Here is a 20,060-nt window from a genome sequence, read left to right on the forward strand (position 1 = left end):
AACGGTGCGGGCTCTTCGGCCCGCCCCATGTCCACCAAAAAAGGTGACCAGCGATGGCTGAAAGCTTTAATTTCGAACTCGTTTCTCCGGAACGTCTGCTGCTGTCGGAAGCGGCCAGCGAGGTTATCCTGCCGGGCGCTGACGGAGAAATGACGGTGATGGCCAACCATGCACCGGTCATGACCACCATCAAGCCGGGGATCGTCGAAGTGAAATCCGCCGAGGGCGGGTCGAACCGCTACGTGGTGTTCGGCGGTTTTGCCGATATCCTGCCGGAAGGCTGCACCGTGCTTGCAGAATCCGCGGTTCATGTCGACGAGATCGACCATGAGGACATTGCACAGCGTATTCAAAATACCAGGGAAGATCTGCAGGATGCGACGGACGATGCCGAAAAGGCGCGCATCTCCGAAAAACTCGATCACCTGACGACGCTGCAAAGCGCGGTATAAGCATCTTTTGAAGATCGGTTCCTGAGGCAAGCGGGCTGAAAAGCCCGCTTTTTTGTGTTTGCAAGTGACATGTAAGTGCGGCCTGCACATCAATCCATTTGTTAGGATATTTCACAATGGCATCAAACCCAGAACCCAGAGGCACAGTCTCAACTGTAGTCCTAACGGCAGTTCTGGGTTTGATTGGCGGTCTACTCTGGATAGGTAGGTTGAGATTTGCAGCCGTTGTGGCTTTCGCGATGGCCGCTCTTTATTTTTTCTTTTACTTCGACTTTGCAGCCCTTCCAAAGCTGCCGGTACAAATAGTTGGAAACTACCCTTTGATTTTCTTTATGGGTTTTAGTGTCGTATCCATAGGCATAACGCTGTGGCTGCGTCCAACTAGCCTGCCTCACAGACTTTACTCGAGATGGTGGATGGTTTTTCTATGTGTTCTTGTCATTTCAATTATACCTCCCGCTTTAGTTAGAGCGTTGATCTATCAGCCCTTTTCAACCCCAGGGGGATCAATGGTGCCTACTCTGGTGCCTGGCGATAGGTTATTTGCTGACAAATTAGCTTACGGATATGGTCCTTACAGCTTTCCGTTTTCGGATGTGTTGTTCGGAAGCCGCCCTTGGCCGGACAACCTAAATCGTGGTGATATTGTGGTATTTAGGCTGCCTCAGGATCCACAAACTTCATACATAAAGCGAGTCATAGGACTGCCGGGTGATACCGTTCAAATGGTGGATGGTTACACCATTCTCAACGGCGTCAGACTTTCACAAGAGAAAATGTCAGACTACCTTTATGATGGAACAACAGGGATAGCGCGTTACAGGGAAACCCTGCCTTTCGGGCGATCATACACAATCCTGAATCTTTACGATAATACCGAACTCGACAATACGCCGGAGTTTGAAGTCCCCGACAACAGCTTTTTTGTTCTTGGAGATAACCGGGACAATTCGTTGGACTCCCGCCTTTCGATGGGCATGATCCCAATCGACAATCTTGCCGGCAAGGCCGTATGGATTTACGCCAACTCAGGGGGCGACCTTGATAGAGCCCGACAGGATTTGTCGGAAAACTAACTGAAGTGCTGTCGTACTTTGAGCGCCTGTTCCACCGCCGCCACGGCGTGAAGGGCGGTTGTGTCGTAGAGCGGCAGCGCGCTATTGGTCTCGTCGACGGCCATCGTCAGTTCGGTGCAGCCAAGGATGATGCAGTCACATCCGTCGCCGCGCAGGTCATCGATGGCGGCGTGAAAGAATCTGCGGGCATCGGCCCTGACCTCGCCGAGGCATAGCTCCTCGTAAATGATGCGATGGATGGCGTCGCGTTCCTTGCTGTTCGGTACCACGACATCAAGGCCGAAGGCGCTCCGCAGACGATCGGCGTAGAAATCTTCTTCCATGGTGAAACGTGTGCCCAGAAGGCCGACACGCCGACGCCCGTCTTCAACCAATGCCTTGCCTGTCGCATCGGCGATATGCAAGACCGGCAGGCCGCTTCCCGTCTCCACTTCGTCGGCAACCTTGTGCATCGTGTTGGTGGCGATCACCAGGAAATCGGCGCCGGCGGCTTTCAGTCCCGAAGCCGCTTTGGAGAGGATTTCAGCCGTTCCCTGCCAGTCGCCGGAATGCTGGCGCTGCTCGATCTCATGGAAGTTCACCGAATGCAGAAGGATGCGGGCGGAATGCAGGCCGCCGAGCCGGCGTTTGACCTCTTCATTCATCAGTCGGTAGTAAATGGCGGTCGATTCCCAGCTCATACCGCCGATAAGGCCGATCAGTTTCATCGACCTACACCGTCAGATGGGAAAAGGCGGCCAGAACCTCTTCATAGACGCCGCGCTTGAACGGTACGATGAGGCCGGGCAGGTCTGAGAGCCGCCGCCATTGCCAGGTATCGAATTCCGCCTTGTAGCCGTCGGGTGGCGGATTGATGGCGATTTCGCTTTCGTCACCTTCAAACCGGAAGGCGAACCAACGCTGGGTCTGACCGCGATATTTGCCCTTAAGGGCAACGCCCATCAAATGGTCGGGCAGATCATATTTGATCCATTCGGGCGCTTCGGCAAGCAGCGATATGCTGCGAATGCCGGTTTCTTCGTAAAGCTCGCGTCTTGCCGCGTCGATGGGCTCTTCACCCTTGTCGATACCGCCTTGCGGCAGTTGCCAGCGGAAGTCGGAGGGCGACAGTTCACCCTTTTCCTCGGCAATACGGTGACCGGCCCAGACGAGCCCTTCCTTGTTGATGACAACAACACCGACACAGGGCCGGTATGCCATGAGTTCGGTCTTGCGCTTGTTCATCTTTTCAAAAATCTTCCGGGTCGTCAGCAAGCGCCGAAACGGCGACGATTTCAATACCACGCGCCTTGGCTTCATTGGCCCATGCCGCGATGGCGTTGACGCTGGTCTCAAAGGCCGAAGCGATGGCGATCGCCGATCCGTTCCTGCGGGCAATACGCTCGGCTTCGTCCAGCTTTTTCATGATCTGAATGCGGTTTACCTCGTGATCGACCACCATGTCAGCGGTTGCATGGGGAACGCCGATCGCGGAAGCAAGTGAGCCTGTTACCGTTCGCGCCGAAGTTCCGTCATCAAGAAAGAGAATACCCCGGCGGGCTATATCGCGCATGATCGGTTCGGTGGCGTCGGGATCGGACAGGAATCGGGCGCCCATGAAATTCATGATGCCCGTATAATTTGTGATGCGGCCGAGCGCCCAATGCAGATCGGCCAGGTTCTGTGGGGTTCCGTCTTCGACAACCAGCGTATGGGGACCCGGATCGTTCTGCGGATAGTTGAAGGGCTCGAAGGGCACCTGCAACAAGACCTCATGTCCTGCCCGTCTGGCTTCCTGCAGCCAGCGCTGCAGGCTGTTGCCGCTGGCGGCGAAGGCAAGGGTTATCTCCTCCGGAAGGGTGGCGATGGCATATTGCGTGCCGGTCTGGCTGAGGCCGAGACCGCCGACGACGATGGCAATGCGGGTGCCGCGTGCGCCGGACCAGGGGCGTGCATAGGCCTCGAGTGCGCGCCGCCCGTCGGCGCTCTTGATCGGCAGGCGTCCGAAGTCCGTATCTTCAAGAAGTTCGGGGACCGGCAGATGCGCCATGCGCGGGTCCTGCCCGACCGTTTCAGCGCCTGAGATGATCAAAGGTCCGTCACCGGACCTGTCGCGCGGCGAGATGGTCGTAACAACCCCACCCTCATCGGTCAGCGTGCGTGCGATTTCCGCGCCTGAATCGCCAGCAACACGTTCCTCTGAGGCAATGCCGCCCTCAATAACGATGGGTTCGGATTGTGCGGGTTGTTCACTGGCGGCGACTTGTTTTTCAGCCGGTTCTGGCGCACCGCGCAACGGGCTTTGCTGCAACGCCATGTATCCGGCACCGCCGAACAGGATGAGCACGGCAATTCCCGCAATCATCCAGCGGCCCTTCCGGCCGCTACCTGCCGCCGGTTTTTTTTGCCGCCGATCCTGCCCAAGCGGTTTGTTTAGTTCGGAACCTGTGTCCACAGCCGCCGGTTCAACCTTGATCCTGATTCAGAACCGCCCGCTTTCGCGGGCGGTGTCTTTAAGCTTATTCGGTCTTGGGGGTTTCCTTGTCAACCTCCTTGGCCGCCTTCAACGTGTTGTCCGGGCTAGGTGGAAATGCCGGATCGGTTCTTTCGCCGCGCAGCAGTTCCAGCGCAAAACCGAGTTGTTCGTCATCCTCGGGCTCTGGCGGAACATAGGCAATGGAGCCGGATCCTTCTTCGGTTTCATCCTGACCCTGAATGTGCCCGCGCAGTTCCGATTCTCCGGTTTCACGGACCCGGCCCTGCAGTTCCTCGGGCAGCGGCTGCTCGACAATGATGTCAGGCTTGATGCCGGTTCCCTGGATCGACTTGCCGGACGGCGTGTAGTAGAGCGCCGTCGTCAGGCGCAGCGCGCCGTTCTCGCCAAGCGGGATGATTGTTTGAACGGAGCCCTTGCCGAAGGACCGGGTGCCGACAACTGTCGCCCTGTGGTGGTCCTGCAGGGCGCCCGCGACAATCTCCGAGGCACTGGCGGAGCCGCCATTGACAAGCACGATGATCGGTTTGCCGTCGGTCAGATCGCCCGGGCGCGAATTGTAGCGACGGGTTTCTTCTGAGTTGCGGCCGCGGGTCGAAACGATTTCCCCACGGTCGAGGAAGGCATCGGACACGTTGATCGCCTGATCGAGCAGACCGCCCGGGTTGAGCCGCAGGTCGATGACATAGCCCTTGAGTTCATCAGCAGGGATCTTGTCTTCGATATCCTTGATGGCATTTGCCAGGTCGTTATAGGTCTTCTCGGTAAAGGAAATCACGCGGACATAGCCGACATTGTCCTCAACCCGGTGCCTTACAGCCCGGATCTTGATGATCGCACGGGTGATTTCGATGTTTATCGGCGCATCTGCACCTTCTCGCAGGATCGTCAGATTGATATCGGAGCCGACCGGGCCGCGCATTTTGTCGACGGCCTGGGACAAGGTCAGGCCGCGCACCGCTTCGCCGTCGATTTCCGAGATCAGGTCGCCGGCAAGGACGCCGGCCTTGGAGGCAGGCGTTTCGTCGATGGGCGTGATCACCTTGACCAGTTCGCTGTCCTGATCGAGCGTCACTTCGATGCCGAGGCCGCCGAATTCACCGCGCGTCTGGGTGCGCATGTCGTTCGCGTCATCGACATTGAGGTAGCTGGAATGCGGGTCGAGCGAGGTCAACATGCCGTTGATCGCGCTCTCGATCAGTTCTTTCTCCTCCGGCGGTGTTACATATTGCGCGCGCACGCGTTCGAACACGTCACCAAAAATGGAGAGCTGTTTGTAGGTTTCGGAGTTGGCCGCGACGGCCGACGAGCCGGAATATTGCAGCGCGGTGACTGATACCGCGCCAATGAAAACTCCGACGGTCAGAATTAGTACCTTACGAATCATTTCGTACCCTTCCGGACGGATTGCTGGCCCACCACGGAGCCGGATCAACGGGTTTTCCGTTTTTTCTAAATTCAATGTAGAGCGTTGGCTCCGTCGAAGCTAGAGCCAATACCGATGCCGACACCACCTTTGTCCTGGTCATGCGGCCTATCGGTTCGCCCGCCACGACAAATTGGCCGATGTCGGCATTTGTCCTGCCCATTCCGGCCAATACCAGGTGATAACCGTCCCCTGCGTTGAGGATAATCAATTCCCCGTAGGAGCGGAACGGACCTGAATATACCACCCAACCATCGGCAGGCGCTGTCACAATCGCGTCAGCCACGGTTGAGACGGTCATGCCCTGCAGAGTCTGACCGGACCCATCATCTTCCCCGAAACCGAACTTCTGGCTGCCGGCGACGGGCAGTTCGAGCTTCTTCTTGAGTTTGGAGAAGGCAAATGCGGGCGCAATACGGTTGGCGTCCGGTGTTCCCTCGCGCGCCTGTTCGCGTGCCTTCTGGCGCTGCTCCTTGGCCTCTTCCTCACGTCTCTTTTCCGCCAGGCGCGCTTCTGCGGCGGCCTTGCGGACCGAGTCGATTTCGGTACCCAGAGAGGCAATCAGGTCTTCAAGACTTTTGGCGCGGGCAGCGAGCCTTTGCGATGCTTCAGCTTCAAGGGCCAGCTTCTCCTGACTTTGTTCGGTCAGTTTGCGTTTTTCAGCGAGCAAAAGGGTCAGGCGCTCTTCCTCTTCAGCCTGGTTTTCGAGTGTTGCCAGCAGCAGTTCACGTTCATTGGCTATGGATGCCCGGATGTCGGTGAGTTCCTTCAGATCATCTACGAGCTGCTGCGTCTGCTCTCGAATTTCCGGCACAACCGCACCGAGGAGAATGGCACTGCGGACCGATGAGAGCGCATCCTCAGGGCTTACGAGCAGGGCCGGCGGCGGGTTGCGCCCCATGCGCTGCAGTGCGGCCAAAACTTCCGCCAGCACGCCGCGCCGTGCGTTGAGCGAGGCACGAGCACTGGTTTCTCGGCCGTTGAGACTTGCCAGCCGCAATTCGCTCTCGGAGATATCCTCGCTGAGCTTCTTTTGCGTTTTTGCGCTCTGCACCAGTTCGATGCGCAGCGTCACCTCATCCTTCTTGAGGGCCTCGATGCTGTCTTCCAGGGCTTCACGACGCTCTTTCGAAAGCTCGATATCGGCAGACAGTCGTTCAAGCTCGCCGAGGCCCTTTTTGCGCTGTTCATCGAGTTGTTCGATGGTGGCAGCGCCGGGACGGGCCGATTTCGGCGTTTTTGAGGTTTGGGCAGCGGCGAAGAGCGGCAAGGCGATGACCGTGCACAATGCAATGGCCGCCACCCATCCGCCGGGCACGGCAAAGCCGGCGCTCCTGCGCGCCGATCCGTCCCTTTTGCCGGTCGCGGGCTTGGGCAGATTGCTTTGCATTATCCTGCGAATCACGGTCTCCCAAAAGCTCCCGACACCATAGCCCGATCGCCGCCGGTGGCAACGCAAAACACCGTGTGCGGGGGGCCTCGACGGTCCGCCATCTTCACGATCGTCATGCCATGTCTCAAATCGTGAAGTTCGCGGATACGATTTGATGCTGTCTGCCAACCAAGCGTGGCCGTGATGTGGCAGAGCGTGGCGAATGGTTAATATGGGCGGTCAGTCTCGGTGATAGGGGTGCCCGGTCAGGATGGTTGCGGCGCGGTAGAGCTGTTCGGCAAGCAGGATGCGCACGATCTGATGCGGCCAGGTGAGTTTTCCGAAGGAAAGGACCTTGTCGGCCTTGTCCAGGAGACTGTCGTCATGGCCATCCGCGCCACCGATCGCGACTGCAAGGTCCCGGCGGCCGATATCGGCCCAGCCGGCGAGGGTATCGGCAAATCTACGCGAAGACATGGTGGAGCCGTGCTCATCAAGAACGAGAAGAACACAATCATCCGGCAGTTGTTTTTCAAGCGCTTCGTATTCCTCGCGCTTGCGCGTGGCTGCGTCGGTTGCCCGGCTTTCGGTAATTTCCACGATGCGGTTGAAATTCAGGCCTCTGGCCGCGCCGGCCTTTTTAAATCGGTCGATATAGCGTGCCGAGAGTTCTCTTTCCGGACCGGCCTTGAGCTTGCCCACGGCGTAAATCGTTACCCGCATTTTGCCTCACGCCATCGTCGTCCCGGCGGCCGGGGCGCTCATTAAAGGCAATCCATATGGCGGGGCACCTGCTCAGACTGAACAGTGCGGCCTGAAACCACACGGATTCAATAGTTTGCCAGCTCCTTGCGTCACTTCCATCAACCTGCTCGCCTGTCGGGCGACGCGGCCGAATCGTGATGCTAGTGCACGGTATCCTCTTCGACTTCAGGGGCCATCCACATCTTCTCGATATTGTAGAATTCCCTGACTTCGGGGCGGAACACGTGAACGATGATGTCTCCGGCGTCGATCAGGACCCAGTCGCCATGACTCAATCCTTCCACTTTCGCCGATCCGAAACCCGCGCTTTTAAGTTCCCGCAACAGATGGTCGCAGATTGCCGTGACATGACGGCTTGAACGCCCTGACGATACAACCATGTGGTCGCCCAGCGCAGACTTACCGGTGATGTCGATGGAGACAACGTCTTCCGCCTTGGATTCCTCGAGGCTGGCGAGGACCAGTTTCAACGCATGGAATGCAGCATTGCCGCTTTCCAGTGCGGATGAGGAAACGCTTGCGGCATTTCCTTTGCTATGTGCTGTTCTCAGTGTCTTTCCTTTCTGTAACAGAACAAGCCCTGTTTTGCCCCTACGGAGACTTTTTGTCTTCCGGCCCCATTGCCGGTGTTTCTCCGCTTCAACGGCTGCCAATCGTCAAAAACGACTCAGACAATAACCGTTGCAGCAAACACCTAGAAAGATAGGCATGGAACGCCAATGGTTTCAAGACAAAGCTCATCACGATTTTTCCGCTGCTTTTTGAACGGCTTAGCCGTTTTGGCCGGTTTCGGACCGCCCCGAAGCTCCGCTATTGCGGAGCGCTGTCGACGACAGGGGGGAGCGCGGACCGTGAATAAAGGTCCAGGCCGGCGGGCGCATGCGTGCGAGTGCAACCGATTGCATTTCATCGACCCGCGCGTGCCCGAACGTCTTGGCCATAACCGAAGACAGGTAGGACAGCGTCGAGCCGGGCCGGTCGACAACAGCGATCGGCACACGATTGGCGATTGCCTGCCAGTTTTGCCAATGGTGAAATCCCGCCAGATTGTCCGCTCCCATGACCCAGACGAAATCGACGCCGCGGTTGCGCGACAGGACAAATTCCAGCGTTTCAGAGGTATAGCTCAGATTATGCACTGCTTCGAACGCGGTGAATTTGACCCGTGGGTCGTGGACGATCTTCCGGCTCAGATCCATGCGTGTCGCCAGGCTTGCCAGCGCGCCGTGATCCTTCAGCGGATTGCCCGGCGTGACGATCCACCAAAGCTGATCGAGACGAAGCCGGCGCAGTGCCGTCTCGGCCACCAGCACATGGCCTTCATGCGGAGGATTGAAAGATCCGCCAAACAGGCCGACCGCCATGCCGGGCTCGACATGGGGCATGCGCAACAGCGCTGCTGGGATCTCATTGCCGTGCATGGCGGTTCCGATTAGGGGCGGGTCTGGCCGTCGCCGTGGACCCGGTATTTGAAGGATGTGAGTTGTTCAACGCCAACCGGCCCGCGCGCGTGCATCTTGCCCGTGGCGATACCAATCTCCGCACCCATGCCGAACTCGCCGCCGTCGGCGAACTGGGTGGATGCATTATGCAAAAGGATCGCTGAATCGATTTCATTCATGAACCGTTCGACAACACCTGCATCCTCGGCAATGACCGCTTCGGTGTGGCTGGAGGAATAGCGGCCGATATGAGCGATGGCACCGTCGATGCCATTGACCAGCGTCACGGAGATGATCGGCGCAAGATACTCGGTCGACCAGTCTTCCTCCGTCGCCAGAACGGCTTGCGCAAAGGCGTGACAGACCTCATGCGACCCGCGAATCTCGCAGCCCGCTGCACTCAGCGCAGTCAGGACCGGCAAGAGGTGTGTTTCGGCGGCTGCCCGGTGGACAAGCAAAGTTTCGGCGGAGCCGCAAATGCCGGTGCGGCGCATCTTCGCGTTGACGGCGATGGCCGTCGCCATGTCGATGTCCGCAGACGCATCGATATAGATGTGGCACAGGCCCTCAAGATGGGCAAAAACCGGCACACGCGCCTCGCCCTGCACCCGTGCAACAAGGCTCTTGCCGCCGCGCGGGACAATGACATCGATGGAGCCGTCCAGACCTTTCAGCATTTCGCCGACCGCCTTGCGGTCTGTCACCGGAACACGCTGGATGGCGTTTTCGGGAAGGCCGGCGGCACGAAGGCCCTCGACAAGACATGCATGGATGGCGGCCGAGGAATTGTGTGAATCCGAGCCGCCGCGCAGGATCACTGCATTGCCGGCTTTGAGGCAAAGAGCACCGGCATCGGCTGTGACATTCGGGCGGCTTTCATAGATGACGCCGATGACGCCGAGCGGTGTGCGCACGCGTTCGATTTTCAGACCGTTGGGCCGGGTCCATTCGGCCATCACGTCGCCGACCGGATCCTTCAGCGCGGCGATGGCGCGGATGCCCTGTGCCATGGCGGCGACCCGGTCCGCGTCCAGCTTCAGCCGGTCGAGGAATGACGCTGCCATGTCGGAAGCCGACGCCTTTTCCATATCGATGGCATTGGCCGCGAGGATGGCGTCGCTTCCGGCCATGATCGCGTCGGCCATGGCATTCAGGGCCTTGTTTTTCTGCTCCGGAGTTGCAATCGCCAGCGGGCCGCTTGCGCTGCGCGCGTTGCGGCCAAGTTCCGCCATGACAGCGGCCACGTCCGTTTCTTTTGCAACTTCATCAAGCATCGTCTTGCTCCTGGCGTCCTTACGCGTCTTCATTCGGGGCTATTTGCGCCCCTGTCAACACCATGTCATCGCGGTGAACCATGGCGGCCCGGCCCGAATAGCCCAGAATTCCGGCGATCTCGGAGGATTTGCGACCGGCGATCTGACGGGCCTCGTCAGACCCGTAAGCGGCAAGCCCGCGGGCGAATTCATATCCGGCCAGATTGCAGATGGCGACGGTATCGCCCCGCAGAAAACTGCCGACGACCTTTCTGACGCCGGCCGGCAGAAGGCTTTTGCCTGTCTTCAGTGCGTTTTCCGCACCGGGATCGACAAAAAACCGTCCGCCCGGATCGATCTGCCCGGCAATCCACGTCTTGCGCGCCGTGACCGGCGAGGTGCTGGGCTCGAACAGGCTGTGGCGCGTGCCTTCATCGATCGCGCGCAGAGGATGATCGCGCTTTCCGGACGCGATGATCATGGCGCAGCCGGCCTTGGTGGCGATGCGCCCGGCTTCGATCTTGGTCTTCATGCCGCCGCGCGACAGTTCGGAACCTGCATCGCCCGCCATGGCGTCAATTTCCGGCGTTATTTCGGGGATATGGTGCATGAAGCCAGCGTCGGGGTTGCTGTCGGGCGGCGCGGTGTAGAGGCCGTCGACATCCGACAGCAGAACCAGCATGTCGGCGCCGGCCATGCTTGCCACGCGTGCGGCCAGGCGGTCATTGTCGCCATAGCGGATTTCATTGGTCGCCACGCTGTCATTTTCATTGATCACCGGCACTGCACCGGCTGCCAGCAACTGTTCAATGGTTGCGCGGGCGTTGAGATAGCGCCGCCGCTCGCGGGTATCGTCAAGCGTCAGCAGGATCTGGCCGGCTACGAGACCCTGCTTCGACAGTGCGTCGGACCAGGCCTTGGCAAGAGCGATCTGGCCGATCGAGGCGACAGCCTGGCTTTCTTCCAGTTTCAGGCTGCCGCTGGCATGGCCAAGGCTGGTTCCCTGCATGACGGTACGGCCAAGGGCGATCGATCCGGATGAGACGATCAGGACATCGCATCCGGCTTTCCTGAGCGCGGCGATGTCGAGGCAAAGCGTCTCGACCCAGTGACGCCGCAGACCGTCACTACGGTCCACCAGCAGCGCGGAGCCGACCTTGATGGCAATGCGCCGATAGTTGGCGAGGCAGGTGCTGCGCATCATGTGCTCCAGTCCCGCGCCCCCTCGGCGCTGCTGTCCTCGCGCCCGGCGTTTTTATCATCCTCGATGATGGCGGCCAGCCTGCGCAGGGCGGCCGTCATGCCCTGGCCCGATACGGCGGACAGGACCAGCGGTGTCTGGCCGCAGGCTTCTTCCAGCTCGCCAGCAAGCGCCGCCTGCAATTCCTCGTCAAGAATGTCGGCCTGCGACAGGGCGACAATCTCGGGTTTTTCGCCAAGACCGTGGCCATAGGCCTCGAGTTCCCCGCGTACGGTTCGATATGCATCTGCAACATCGGTCTCCTGCGCAGAGACAAGGTGGAGGAGGACCCGTGTGCGCTCGACGTGGCCGAGGAAGCGGTCGCCAATGCCCGAGCCCTGGTGAGCGCCCTCGATCAGCCCCGGAATGTCGGCAATGATGAATTCGCCACCGTCGACGCTGGCAACGCCAAGATTGGGATGCAGAGTGGTGAAGGGATAGTCGGCGATCTTCGGGCGTGCGCGCGTGACGCTGGACAGGAACGTGGATTTTCCGGCGTTCGGAAGGCCCACCAAGCCTGCATCGGCAATCAGTTTCAGACGCAGCCATATGGTCTTTTCAATGCCGGGCAGGCCGGGATTGGCATGGCGGGGCGCCTGATTGGTGGAGGATTTAAAATGCGCGTTGCCAAAGCCGCCATTGCCGCCGGCGGCCAGACGAAAGCGCTGGCCTTCATCGATCATATCGCAGATCAGCGTTTCATTGTCTTCTTCAAAGATCTGCGTGCCGACCGGCACTTTCAGGATCGTGTCCGAGCCGGTGGCTCCCGTACGGTTGCGACCCATGCCGTGCATGCCGGTCTTCGCCTTGAAATGCTGCTGATAGCGATAATCGATCAACGTATTGAGGCCGTGCACGGCCTCGGCCCAGACATCGCCGCCACGGCCGCCATCGCCGCCGTCCGGTCCGCCGAACTCGATGTATTTTTCACGGCGGAATGAGACCGATCCCCCGCCTCCGTCGCCGGAGCGGATATAGACCTTTGCCTGATCAAGAAATTTCATCTGTCAGCTATCCGCCTGCGATTGCGTTGGTTTTGTCGGCCATACGGATAAAGCCCGCATGCTTTAAGGTCAAAGGCAATCGTTGAAAACGCTTTGCGGGCCATTTGCTGCGCCTGCTCGATTTTTTCCGCTTTGTCATGCCTTGCCGTCCATTGCCAAAAGAAGAGGCCCGTGGTTTTCACCACGGGCCTTGATGTCATGCCGCCGCCCAGCTGCGCAGGGAGATCCATGTCTTGCGGTCGAGGCGGTACCATTCGACGGGAACCGTGCTGCCAAGCGCCAGCGATTTGGCCATTCCCGTTCCCTGGAACTGGAAACCGCATTTGTGGATCACCCGGCGCGAAGCGAGGTTGGTGACCCTGCAGCGCACGTCGATGCAGTCGATGCTGCGGGTGCGGAAGGCCATGTCGATGACCGCATGTGCGGCCTCCGTGGCATAGCCGTTGCCCCAATGGGGCTCGCCGATCCAGTATCCGAGCTCTAGCGTTGCCGGATCGTCCTGTGGCTCGATCCCGCAACAACCCAGGAAACGCCCGTCTTCGGCATTGGTCACTGCATAGATGCACTTGCCGATCGCGCCTGTTTTGGAGCGTCGGATAAAATCCGCTGCGTCCTTGCGGGTATAGGGATGCGGCATACGCGACACCATCGTTGCGACCCGGGCATTGTTGGCGAGACAGGTAAGGGCATCCGTGTCCTCGGTATGCGGGGTGCGCAGAACGAGCCTTTCAGTCACGAGAACCGGACAACCCGCCCGCTCGTGATGGCTCTCATCTTCCTGACTATCCGCTTCCATTTTCAGTCCTCCAGTTGCAAATGAAAAGGGGAGATGGCGCCCCATCTCCCCTGACAACTCTTGGCCTGAAATGTTTCAGCCGGGTCGATGAGACGCCGGCTGTCCCCACCGGCTATTCCGCTGCTTGCGCAAGCGGCATTACGGACACATAGCAGCGGCCGTTGGCTTTTGTTCGGAACTGCACATTGCCTTCGACCGTTGCGAAGATCGTGTGGTCCTTGCCGAGGCCGACACCCTGTCCCGGGTGCCATTTCGTGCCGCGCTGGCGCACGATAATGTTGCCCGGAATGACGGCTTCGCCGCCGAATTTCTTCACGCCGAGGCGTTTGGATTCCGAATCGCGTCCGTTGCGCGACGAACCGCCAGCTTTTTTGTGTGCCATTGGTCTACTCCTTACCTCGTAACCGTTACTTCGCTTCGCCGGCCAGGGCCTTGGCCTGACCGATCCAGTCGTCACGCTCGATGCGGCCCTTGAAATTCAAGGCCTCGTCGAGCTTTGCGATATCGTCCTTCGAAAAAGCTGCGATCTGCGCGTATTGCGTGACGCCGAATGCATGCAGCTTCTTCTCAAGAACCGGACCGACACCGGAGATCTTCTTCAGATCGTCAGCATCGCCCTTGGGTGCCGAGAAAATCGTGGCCGGCTCTTCCTTGGCGGCTTTCGCCTTGGGTGCGGCCTTGGGCTTCTCAGCGGACTTCGCCTCTTCAGCAGGTTTGGCCTTTGCAGGTGCCTTTGCCTTCGGAGCCTCTTCGGTCTTCTTGGCTTCGGCTTTCTTCGGAGCGGCAGCCTTCTTCTTCGGCTTGGCGCCACCCGTCAGGATTTCCGAAATGCGGATCGTGGTCTCGTGCTGGCGATGACCGCGGGTCCGCTTGGAGTTCTGGCGGCGGCGCTTCTTGAAGGCGATAACCTTGCGGGCGCGTCCCTGCTCGACAACTTCGGCGGTGACAAGCGCGCCGTCCACAAAGGGTTTGCCGATGGTTGCATCGGCGCCTTCGCCGACCATCAGAACTTCCGTAAACTCAACCATGTCGCCGGCATCGCCGGCAAGCTTTTCGACCTTCAGGAGGTCGTCGGCGGCGACAGTGTACTGCTTTCCGCCTGTTTTAATGACTGCGAACATTTTTTTGCCTTTCGCCGTTCGGTCCGGCTTGCCACGGTGAACCGCGCAGCCGTCTTTTTATCAGTCGTTTGCAAATCGTCGCCCAATCGCGCCGAAGGTCGCTGTCGTGACCCCCAAAAGCCATTTGACGGGTTTTCCCGCAGCTGTATTTTTCGGAACCTGGTCCAACAAAAACAGATGGCGCAAGTCACCTTACGCCATGGATGACTGCGGGATAAGGGAAAGCCTTTGCCAAGTCAAGAAGCGGGCGGTGTTTTTTGCCCTTCCGGGACCGAGATTTTTTCGTTGAGTGGTGGCTTGGCGGCTATGGTCGGGAGCTGGCGGTCCTGCTGGTGTCCGTCACCCGCTCGTAGACCCGTTCGATTTCCGCAAGAACAGCGTTTTCGCCACATTTTTCCTGCAGGCGCTGCCTGCCTGACAGGCCGACCGTTTCGGCAAGGCCGGGTTCCTTGAGCAGGGCGCCGATGGCGTCACGGGCGCTTTGCCAATCCCCTACCGCCACGGCAAACCCGTCTGTGCCGCTGCGAATGAGGTCAGGGACCTGGCCGGTCAGATAGGAGACGACAGGCACGGTCTGCGACATCGCCTCAAGTACGACGACCGGGCCTTCCTCCTTCTTCGACGTGCTCAACAACACATCAAACCCGCCGATCATGGACGGCGCATCGTCGCGGTGGCCGGTCAAAACGACATTCGCCTCGATCTGCGGATCGTTCAGGAGTGTCTCCCAGCCCTCCAGGCGTTTTGCATGATGAAGGCTGCCGACGACGACCAACTTGACCCGAGGATCGATCGCGACCAGTTCCCTAAGGATCCTCAGACCGTCGGTCTGGTTCTTGCGCGGACCGACGCTTCCGACCATACCGATCGTGAAGGCGTCTGGAGGAAGTCCCAGCAACGTTCGCAGCGCGGTCTTTGCCCGCGTTCTGTCCGGCGGCTGCGGGCTGATGGGGACAAAGTTCGGAATGACGTGGATTTTTGAGCGGGCAACCAGATTGAAACGGGTATGAAACGCGGCTGTCTGATGGCTGGGTGCAATCACAGCCTTGAAAAAGGCAAAGGGTATCTGGACGTTGCGGCTGTGCGCTGTTGTGACGACTGCAGCGTTTGCCGCTATACGAAACACCATGCCGTATTTGTTGGCCCTGCTGCCATGGCAGTGGATGACGTCGCATCCTCTGTCGCGGATATCGTAACCAATCCTGCGTATCTCAGCCGGACGGGTTTCAAGGCTGCTGCCGAGTGCTGTCAGCGGGGTTGGAAAGTCCTGTAAAGAAAGCCATGCACCCGACCGGTGCACCAGATGTACCTCATGCCCCCGCTGCAATTGCGCGGCGATGAGGCTGTGGCAACTGCTGGTGACGCCGTTCCGTTCCCAATGGGATACGATATGTGCGATTTTCAAACCTGACCCCTCTCGGGACGGTCGATACGACAATCGCCATGGACTTGTCCATGGCGTTGCAGCGCCGCGGTGCAAATGGATTGCCGCCGGACCTCCTTCACCCCTGCGTCGGCAATGGTTCCCGGTTGTGGCCGTATCTTTGACGGGATGCGAAAACGGCCTTGTCTTGCGGCGCTTGAATGGGTAAGACAGCGCCCGCATATTCTTTATGCCGACCATGACGCGGAGAGGTGGCTGAGTGGTTGAAAGCACCGCATTCGAAATGCGGCATACGGGCAACCGTATCGGGGGTTCGAATCCCTTCCTCTCCGCCAGTCTTTCCGGGTCTGCTCTGCCGCACTCATCTGGCCGATGCTGCATTATCGCAATGGACGAAGCGTTTGCTCACTTCGCGTGCTTCCAATCGGCATCAGCGATTGAATTCCTTTGTCAATGAACTGACGATGTCCTTGGAGCCAGTGAGTGAGGCCATCTTGCCGTTAAGATAGTCCAGACTGATTTTTGAATGCCGCCGGTCATGGGAGCCAATGCAATCTTCCGCGAGTACCACTCGCAGGTCTCGCTGATAAGCGTCGATGGCCGTCATTCTCACACAGGCATGTGTGTTGATGCCGCAAAGGACAAGACGTTCCACATCGTTGTCTTGAAGAAAGTCATCCAAGTTCGTTCGAAAAAACGCACTGTATCGTTTCTTGGTCACTGTTTCGTCACCGTCCAGCCAGTCAAGCTTTGGGTGCAACTCCGCTCCTGGACTGTTCTCAATGACAAGGCGGACGTTTTTGTCCCGCATTTCCAAAAAGGCGTCTGTCAGGTCCTGACGAAACTCGGTCTTTATCCAGACAATCGGTAGGCAAAGGCTGCGAAAGCAGGAAACCAATTTGTTGACACCTGACACCAGACTCTGGGTTTCATCTGGATCCCAAGAAGCAAGGTAGTCGTTTTGAAGGTCGATTATTGCAAGGCAGTCTTTCATCATCCGCGATTTGTTAGCGCGGTGTTGAAACAAATGCGTGACAATATTTTGCGCTGTTCCTTTTCGGACACATCAGTGCCGTGCGTTCAACGGCTGAACCCAGCCGCGTTCTTGAAATGGCCCATGACGCTGCCAGGGTTGCATGTTTCCAACAGGCTGATCTTAGGCATGCCGACCCGTCCCGACGGGTCCACGACGGCCGAGCCTCTCGCAGGCCCGGTTCCTGTCAGACGGCTACGGAGGCTTGAAGAACGCGGGTTCAGCGCCCGGCAGCGCCGACCAGTTTTTCGCCAACGTCTTCCGCTGTTTCTCCCGAGCCGTAAATGCGTGCGAAGACCTCATGGCCGACAAGGCGCGCGCGCAGGTAGGGGTTTGCCCCGCACATTGCGACAAAGCGGCCGGTTTCCCCAATACTCCATCCCATTAACTCACGCAGCACGCCGCCGTTCAGGAGTGTCTCAGTACCCTCGAAATAGTCGTTGGTTACGGGAAAGCCCTTCTTCTTTGCCAGAATATTCTGCGCAGGCAAATATCTCGATGCCACCTGTTTCAAAAGCCATTTTCCCTGCCGTTTTCGATATTTGAGCGCAGGCGGCAGGTTGAGGGCAAAGTCGATTATTCCGTTCTCCAGAAACGGCACGCGCAATTCGACTGAAGATGCCATTGAAACGCGATCGTGACGATGGATTATGCCTTGCATGTGACCACACAGGTCGAAAATCCCGTTACCCGCATAGACCCGGCGAGATATTGGCTTCAGGAATTCCAGAGCCTCCATTATGTCATGCTGGCGAAAATTGTATGCCGCCGAAAGAGAGGAAGCAAACTTCATCGCAACGCTGGGTGTCATTCCTCCCATTGCATTGACGAAGGCGGAATCGATCAGGCGATCAAGTCGCCGTTTCCGGGCGCTTCGCGTTGGCCCGAGAGCGGCGATCAGAGACAAGATGGATGCACGGCGCGCGGATTTTGCGTGCCACGGGTAACCGCCGAACAGTTCGTCTGAGCCTTCGCCGGTCAAAAGCACTTTGATTCCGTCGGCCTTGCAGCGTCTCGTCAGTGCGAGGAGTGCCGGTGTTGCATTGCTGAGATTACCATTTTCAACGTGGTAGATCGAAGTGGCGAGCAGCCGCAAATACTGAGCCCGGTCCAGTGCGACCCTTTTCAATGGCACGCTCAATCCCGAGCAGGTTCGCTGTGCGTCCTCGGCTTCGCTGACACCGGTATCCGGATCGATGACATAGGCATGGAACGGATTGACGAACTCGCGTGTCAGAGCCGTGATCATGCCTGAATCGACTCCGCCGGAACAGGCGGTGGCAAGCTCTGTATCAGACAGACAGTGCATTCCGACACTCGCGCGCAGACGCGCTTCCAGCTCTGTCTTTGCCCTTTCAGTGTCCGGTCGGCGCTCGCCCAGCCTCAGGGGATCCAGCGCGTCAAGAGCATGCCAGAATGACCCCTCGTGAACACCGTCATTGTCTATCCGCCAACAGGCACCCGGCGGTAACCTTCTCACATTCCGGAAGGAAGAGAGGTAAGAATCAACACTCTGAAACGCAAGCGCCAGGGTCAGGGAGCGTGTGTCGATATGTGTTTCGAAGCCGGATACCCTGAGCAGTGCCTTGTCCTCGGAGGCAAACATGTAGCGGTCGCCGACTGACGCAAAGGAAAGCGCCTTGATACCGAGACGGTCGCGACACAACCACAGGGCCTCCTTGCGCTTGTCGAAATAGGCGAATGCGAACATTCCGGTAAAACGTTGCAGTGCCTCTTCCACTCCCCAATGATGAAGTGCCCACAATACGACTTCGGTGTCGCTTTCGCTGATGAAGTTTATGCCGACCCTTTGCAGCTCAGCGCGCAGTTCCCGAAAGTTGTAGACTTCACCATTATAAACCAGAGCGCCGCTTTCGTCGGGCGTGGTTGCCGGTTGCAGTCCTCGGTCCGACGGATCGAGGATAGCCAACCGGCAGTGGCCAAATGCTAGGCGCTCATTTGACCAAAACCCTTGCCCATCGGGCCCTCGATGGGCAATCTCCTGGATCATTGAGCGGATATCTGCAGTGTCAGTTTCCGTTACCCGGTCCTTGCGATGCCAAATTCCTGCAATTCCACACATTCGGCAGGCCCTGTTTCTTGCGTTTCAAATCATGCGGAATTCGGCGAGGATGCGCCTCTTGGGTTCGGTGTCGAGCAGCGAGGCAGCGCTCTGGACAGAATCGACCCCCGGTCGCGTATTCATCTCGATAACGGTGACGCCGTCTTCGCGCAGCGCGATGTCCCAGCCCACCAATCCGGGGCGCGGGAGGATGCCGGACAGTTCGGAGACCGTTTCGCAAATCATTTGCCAATGCGGCACCGTAACACCCGCCAGCAATGTCCCTGTTTCCGGATGGGTATCGGAAAGCGTCCGTGCAAACCTTTCTTCATTAAATGACACGCATGGGCCAAGCACACCGGTTTCGAGATCAATGGCCGAAACGGTGCCGCCCGTTCCCTTCAGAAAATTATCGGTCGGCGCCGAGCGGCTGGTCGCGCATTTGAGGGTTGCGGCGAGGATGACGACCCTGTAGTCGACCGCGGACGTTGCAGTCAGCACCCGGACAGAATTGACGGCGTCAGGGAATATTTGACGTGCCCAGGCTGATTGTTCGATGATCTCGGAAATCATGAAACCGAGCGGAAGCCCCTTGACCCACTGGTCCATGCCTGACCTGTCAAGATAGTCGCCGTTGATGCGAAAGCCCCGCCCTTCACGTGCCGCCCTGAAAGCACCGGCACCTTTGCCTGCGTCGGCCGGCTTGATGAAGATGGCTCGGTCACCTTCCAGAAGTGACGGCACTTGCGACCGTTTGGTGATTGCGGACACCCCATCGGCTATGGGGACAACGCGGTCGCCGGCGACGTAGTGAGTCACCGGTGGTGAAACACTTGGCCGTACTTTGTCGAGCCACAGTTTTTGAGAGATCTTGTTATGTAAAGCCGCATACAACATTCTGTTGTAGAAGGCAGATCTTCTCTCAAATTTTGTCAGGCGAATGTATCTTCCGGAACTGCGGATATCCGGGGGTAGAAGAGCAATAGACCTGGACGGGTGGCCGCGGACTATTGACCGGATACGCCATATAATGTGTGGTGCAGGATGCTTAAATTCTTCGTCAAGCAGGCCGGAAAAAGAGCTAATACGAGTAAATATCCCCATGATCGACTTAAACCACAAGTACCGTTTCTGATCAATTGCTGCTAATGTGCCTGCAAA

Annotated in this window: 21 protein-coding genes and 1 tRNA gene; 3 read left to right on the forward strand and 19 right to left on the reverse strand. The window is 58.4% G+C overall.

Annotated features, from left to right (window positions below; genetic code table 11):
• The first annotated feature begins 53 nt into the window (after positions 1–53).
• Both OQ273_RS21915 and lepB read left to right on the forward strand, forming a co-directional pair.
• Entirely contained in the window at positions 54–452 is a 399-nt protein-coding gene (locus OQ273_RS21915; protein ID WP_267993242.1) for a F0F1 ATP synthase subunit epsilon, read from the forward strand.
• A gap of 209 nt (positions 453–661) precedes the next feature.
• Complete coding sequence (gene lepB / locus OQ273_RS21920) at positions 662–1,528, forward strand: signal peptidase I (RefSeq protein WP_267993243.1); 867 nt, start codon at positions 662–664, stop codon at positions 1,526–1,528.
• Here the strand turns inward: lepB and OQ273_RS21925 are convergent.
• From OQ273_RS21925 to OQ273_RS22000, 16 genes are all read right to left on the reverse strand, one after another.
• Positions 1,525–2,235 (reverse strand): aspartate/glutamate racemase family protein, encoded by a 711-nt coding sequence (locus OQ273_RS21925; RefSeq protein WP_267993244.1) that lies wholly within the window; start codon positions 2,233–2,235, stop codon positions 1,525–1,527. The two genes, lepB and OQ273_RS21925, sit on opposite strands and share 4 nt — an antisense overlap.
• A 4-nt stretch (positions 2,236–2,239) precedes the next feature.
• Complete coding sequence (locus tag OQ273_RS21930; protein ID WP_267993245.1) at positions 2,240–2,752, reverse strand: RNA pyrophosphohydrolase; 513 nt, start codon at positions 2,750–2,752, stop codon at positions 2,240–2,242.
• A 4-nt stretch (positions 2,753–2,756) separates the two neighbouring features.
• Positions 2,757–3,872 (reverse strand): divergent polysaccharide deacetylase family protein, encoded by a 1,116-nt coding sequence (locus tag OQ273_RS21935; protein WP_267993246.1) that lies wholly within the window; start codon positions 3,870–3,872, stop codon positions 2,757–2,759.
• 154 nt (positions 3,873–4,026) lie between these two features.
• A complete protein-coding gene (locus OQ273_RS21940) occupies positions 4,027–5,388 on the reverse strand; it encodes a S41 family peptidase (protein ID WP_267993247.1) in 1,362 nt (453 codons plus the stop codon).
• On the reverse strand, positions 5,378–6,817 hold the full coding sequence (locus OQ273_RS21945) for a murein hydrolase activator EnvC family protein (RefSeq protein ID WP_267993248.1): 1,440 nt from the start codon (positions 6,815–6,817) through the stop codon (positions 5,378–5,380). Before OQ273_RS21945 ends, OQ273_RS21940 begins: the two co-directional genes overlap by 11 nt.
• A gap of 222 nt (positions 6,818–7,039) precedes the next feature.
• Positions 7,040–7,522 carry a 23S rRNA (pseudouridine(1915)-N(3))-methyltransferase RlmH gene (gene rlmH / locus OQ273_RS21950; RefSeq protein WP_267993249.1) on the reverse strand — a complete coding sequence of 161 codons (483 nt, stop codon included), beginning with the start codon at positions 7,520–7,522 and terminating at the stop codon, positions 7,040–7,042.
• Between the two features lie 182 nt (positions 7,523–7,704).
• Positions 7,705–8,136: a ribosome silencing factor gene (gene rsfS, locus OQ273_RS21955; protein ID WP_267993573.1), complete on the reverse strand. Its 432-nt coding sequence runs from the start codon at positions 8,134–8,136 to the stop codon at positions 7,705–7,707.
• A 198-nt stretch (positions 8,137–8,334) separates the two neighbouring features.
• Positions 8,335–8,985, reverse strand: coding sequence for a nicotinate-nucleotide adenylyltransferase (locus OQ273_RS21960; RefSeq protein ID WP_267993250.1), 651 nt, complete (start codon positions 8,983–8,985; stop codon positions 8,335–8,337).
• Between the two features lie 11 nt (positions 8,986–8,996).
• Positions 8,997–10,280, reverse strand: coding sequence for a glutamate-5-semialdehyde dehydrogenase (locus tag OQ273_RS21965; protein WP_267993251.1), 1,284 nt, complete (start codon positions 10,278–10,280; stop codon positions 8,997–8,999).
• A gap of 19 nt (positions 10,281–10,299) precedes the next feature.
• Positions 10,300–11,463 carry a glutamate 5-kinase gene (proB, locus tag OQ273_RS21970; protein WP_267993252.1) on the reverse strand — a complete coding sequence of 388 codons (1,164 nt, stop codon included), beginning with the start codon at positions 11,461–11,463 and terminating at the stop codon, positions 10,300–10,302.
• Positions 11,460–12,503, reverse strand: a complete 1,044-nt coding sequence (obgE, locus tag OQ273_RS21975; protein ID WP_267993253.1) for a GTPase ObgE — start codon at positions 12,501–12,503, stop codon at positions 11,460–11,462. The genes proB and obgE overlap by 4 nt, the downstream gene beginning before the upstream one ends.
• Positions 12,500–12,733, reverse strand: a complete 234-nt coding sequence (locus OQ273_RS21980; protein ID WP_267993586.1) for a hypothetical protein — start codon at positions 12,731–12,733, stop codon at positions 12,500–12,502. Before OQ273_RS21980 ends, obgE begins: the two co-directional genes overlap by 4 nt.
• Complete coding sequence (locus OQ273_RS21985; protein ID WP_267993254.1) at positions 12,700–13,299, reverse strand: GNAT family N-acetyltransferase; 600 nt, start codon at positions 13,297–13,299, stop codon at positions 12,700–12,702. The genes OQ273_RS21980 and OQ273_RS21985 overlap by 34 nt, the downstream gene beginning before the upstream one ends.
• Before the next feature lie 112 nt (positions 13,300–13,411).
• Positions 13,412–13,681, reverse strand: a complete 270-nt coding sequence (gene rpmA / locus OQ273_RS21990; RefSeq protein WP_267993255.1) for a 50S ribosomal protein L27 — start codon at positions 13,679–13,681, stop codon at positions 13,412–13,414.
• A gap of 25 nt (positions 13,682–13,706) precedes the next feature.
• Positions 13,707–14,420: a 50S ribosomal protein L21 gene (locus OQ273_RS21995; RefSeq protein WP_267993256.1), complete on the reverse strand. Its 714-nt coding sequence runs from the start codon at positions 14,418–14,420 to the stop codon at positions 13,707–13,709.
• Positions 14,421–14,724: 304 nt separating this feature from the next.
• Positions 14,725–15,825, reverse strand: a complete 1,101-nt coding sequence (locus OQ273_RS22000; protein ID WP_267993257.1) for a glycosyltransferase family 4 protein — start codon at positions 15,823–15,825, stop codon at positions 14,725–14,727.
• Between the two features lie 224 nt (positions 15,826–16,049).
• Here OQ273_RS22000 and OQ273_RS22005 point away from each other — a divergent pair.
• A tRNA-Ser gene (locus tag OQ273_RS22005) sits at positions 16,050–16,139 on the forward strand.
• A gap of 95 nt (positions 16,140–16,234) precedes the next feature.
• On the opposite strand, the gene OQ273_RS22010 is transcribed toward OQ273_RS22005, so the two are convergent.
• From OQ273_RS22010 to OQ273_RS22020, 3 genes are all read right to left on the reverse strand, one after another.
• Entirely contained in the window at positions 16,235–16,801 is a 567-nt protein-coding gene (locus tag OQ273_RS22010; RefSeq protein ID WP_267993258.1) for a cysteine hydrolase family protein, read from the reverse strand.
• A gap of 256 nt (positions 16,802–17,057) precedes the next feature.
• Complete coding sequence (gene asnB, locus OQ273_RS22015; protein ID WP_267993259.1) at positions 17,058–18,920, reverse strand: asparagine synthase (glutamine-hydrolyzing); 1,863 nt, start codon at positions 18,918–18,920, stop codon at positions 17,058–17,060.
• A gap of 24 nt (positions 18,921–18,944) precedes the next feature.
• Positions 18,945–20,021, reverse strand: coding sequence for a sugar-transfer associated ATP-grasp domain-containing protein (locus OQ273_RS22020; protein WP_267993260.1), 1,077 nt, complete (start codon positions 20,019–20,021; stop codon positions 18,945–18,947).
• Positions 20,022–20,060 lie beyond the last annotated feature (39 nt).

Source organism: Hoeflea prorocentri (genome assembly GCF_027944115.1).
Lineage (GTDB): Bacteria > Pseudomonadota > Alphaproteobacteria > Rhizobiales > Rhizobiaceae > Hoeflea_A > Hoeflea_A prorocentri.

What these genes read in the sequence shown, in the direction of transcription:
- OQ273_RS21915 (WP_267993242.1), top strand. Translation starts at nt 54, where the DNA reads ATGGCTGAAAGCTTTAATTTCGAACTCGTTTCTCCGGAACGTCTGCTG.
- OQ273_RS21925 (WP_267993244.1), bottom strand. Translation starts at nt 2,235, where the DNA reads ATGAAACTGATCGGCCTTATCGGCGGTATGAGCTGGGAATCGACCGCC.
- OQ273_RS21930 (WP_267993245.1), bottom strand. Translation starts at nt 2,752, where the DNA reads ATGAACAAGCGCAAGACCGAACTCATGGCATACCGGCCCTGTGTCGGT.
- OQ273_RS21935 (WP_267993246.1), bottom strand. Translation starts at nt 3,872, where the DNA reads ATGATTGCGGGAATTGCCGTGCTCATCCTGTTCGGCGGTGCCGGATAC.
- OQ273_RS21940 (WP_267993247.1), bottom strand. Translation starts at nt 5,388, where the DNA reads ATGATTCGTAAGGTACTAATTCTGACCGTCGGAGTTTTCATTGGCGCG.
- OQ273_RS21945 (WP_267993248.1), bottom strand. Translation starts at nt 6,817, where the DNA reads ATGCAAAGCAATCTGCCCAAGCCCGCGACCGGCAAAAGGGACGGATCG.
- rlmH (WP_267993249.1), bottom strand. Translation starts at nt 7,522, where the DNA reads ATGCGGGTAACGATTTACGCCGTGGGCAAGCTCAAGGCCGGTCCGGAA.
- OQ273_RS21960 (WP_267993250.1), bottom strand. Translation starts at nt 8,985, where the DNA reads ATGCACGGCAATGAGATCCCAGCAGCGCTGTTGCGCATGCCCCATGTC.
- OQ273_RS21965 (WP_267993251.1), bottom strand. Translation starts at nt 10,280, where the DNA reads ATGCTTGATGAAGTTGCAAAAGAAACGGACGTGGCCGCTGTCATGGCG.
- proB (WP_267993252.1), bottom strand. Translation starts at nt 11,463, where the DNA reads ATGATGCGCAGCACCTGCCTCGCCAACTATCGGCGCATTGCCATCAAG.
- obgE (WP_267993253.1), bottom strand. Translation starts at nt 12,503, where the DNA reads ATGAAATTTCTTGATCAGGCAAAGGTCTATATCCGCTCCGGCGACGGA.
- OQ273_RS21980 (WP_267993586.1), bottom strand. Translation starts at nt 12,733, where the DNA reads ATGGATCTCCCTGCGCAGCTGGGCGGCGGCATGACATCAAGGCCCGTG.
- OQ273_RS21985 (WP_267993254.1), bottom strand. Translation starts at nt 13,299, where the DNA reads ATGGAAGCGGATAGTCAGGAAGATGAGAGCCATCACGAGCGGGCGGGT.
- rpmA (WP_267993255.1), bottom strand. Translation starts at nt 13,681, where the DNA reads ATGGCACACAAAAAAGCTGGCGGTTCGTCGCGCAACGGACGCGATTCG.
- OQ273_RS21995 (WP_267993256.1), bottom strand. Translation starts at nt 14,420, where the DNA reads ATGTTCGCAGTCATTAAAACAGGCGGAAAGCAGTACACTGTCGCCGCC.
- OQ273_RS22010 (WP_267993258.1), bottom strand. Translation starts at nt 16,801, where the DNA reads ATGATGAAAGACTGCCTTGCAATAATCGACCTTCAAAACGACTACCTT.
- asnB (WP_267993259.1), bottom strand. Translation starts at nt 18,920, where the DNA reads ATGTGTGGAATTGCAGGAATTTGGCATCGCAAGGACCGGGTAACGGAA.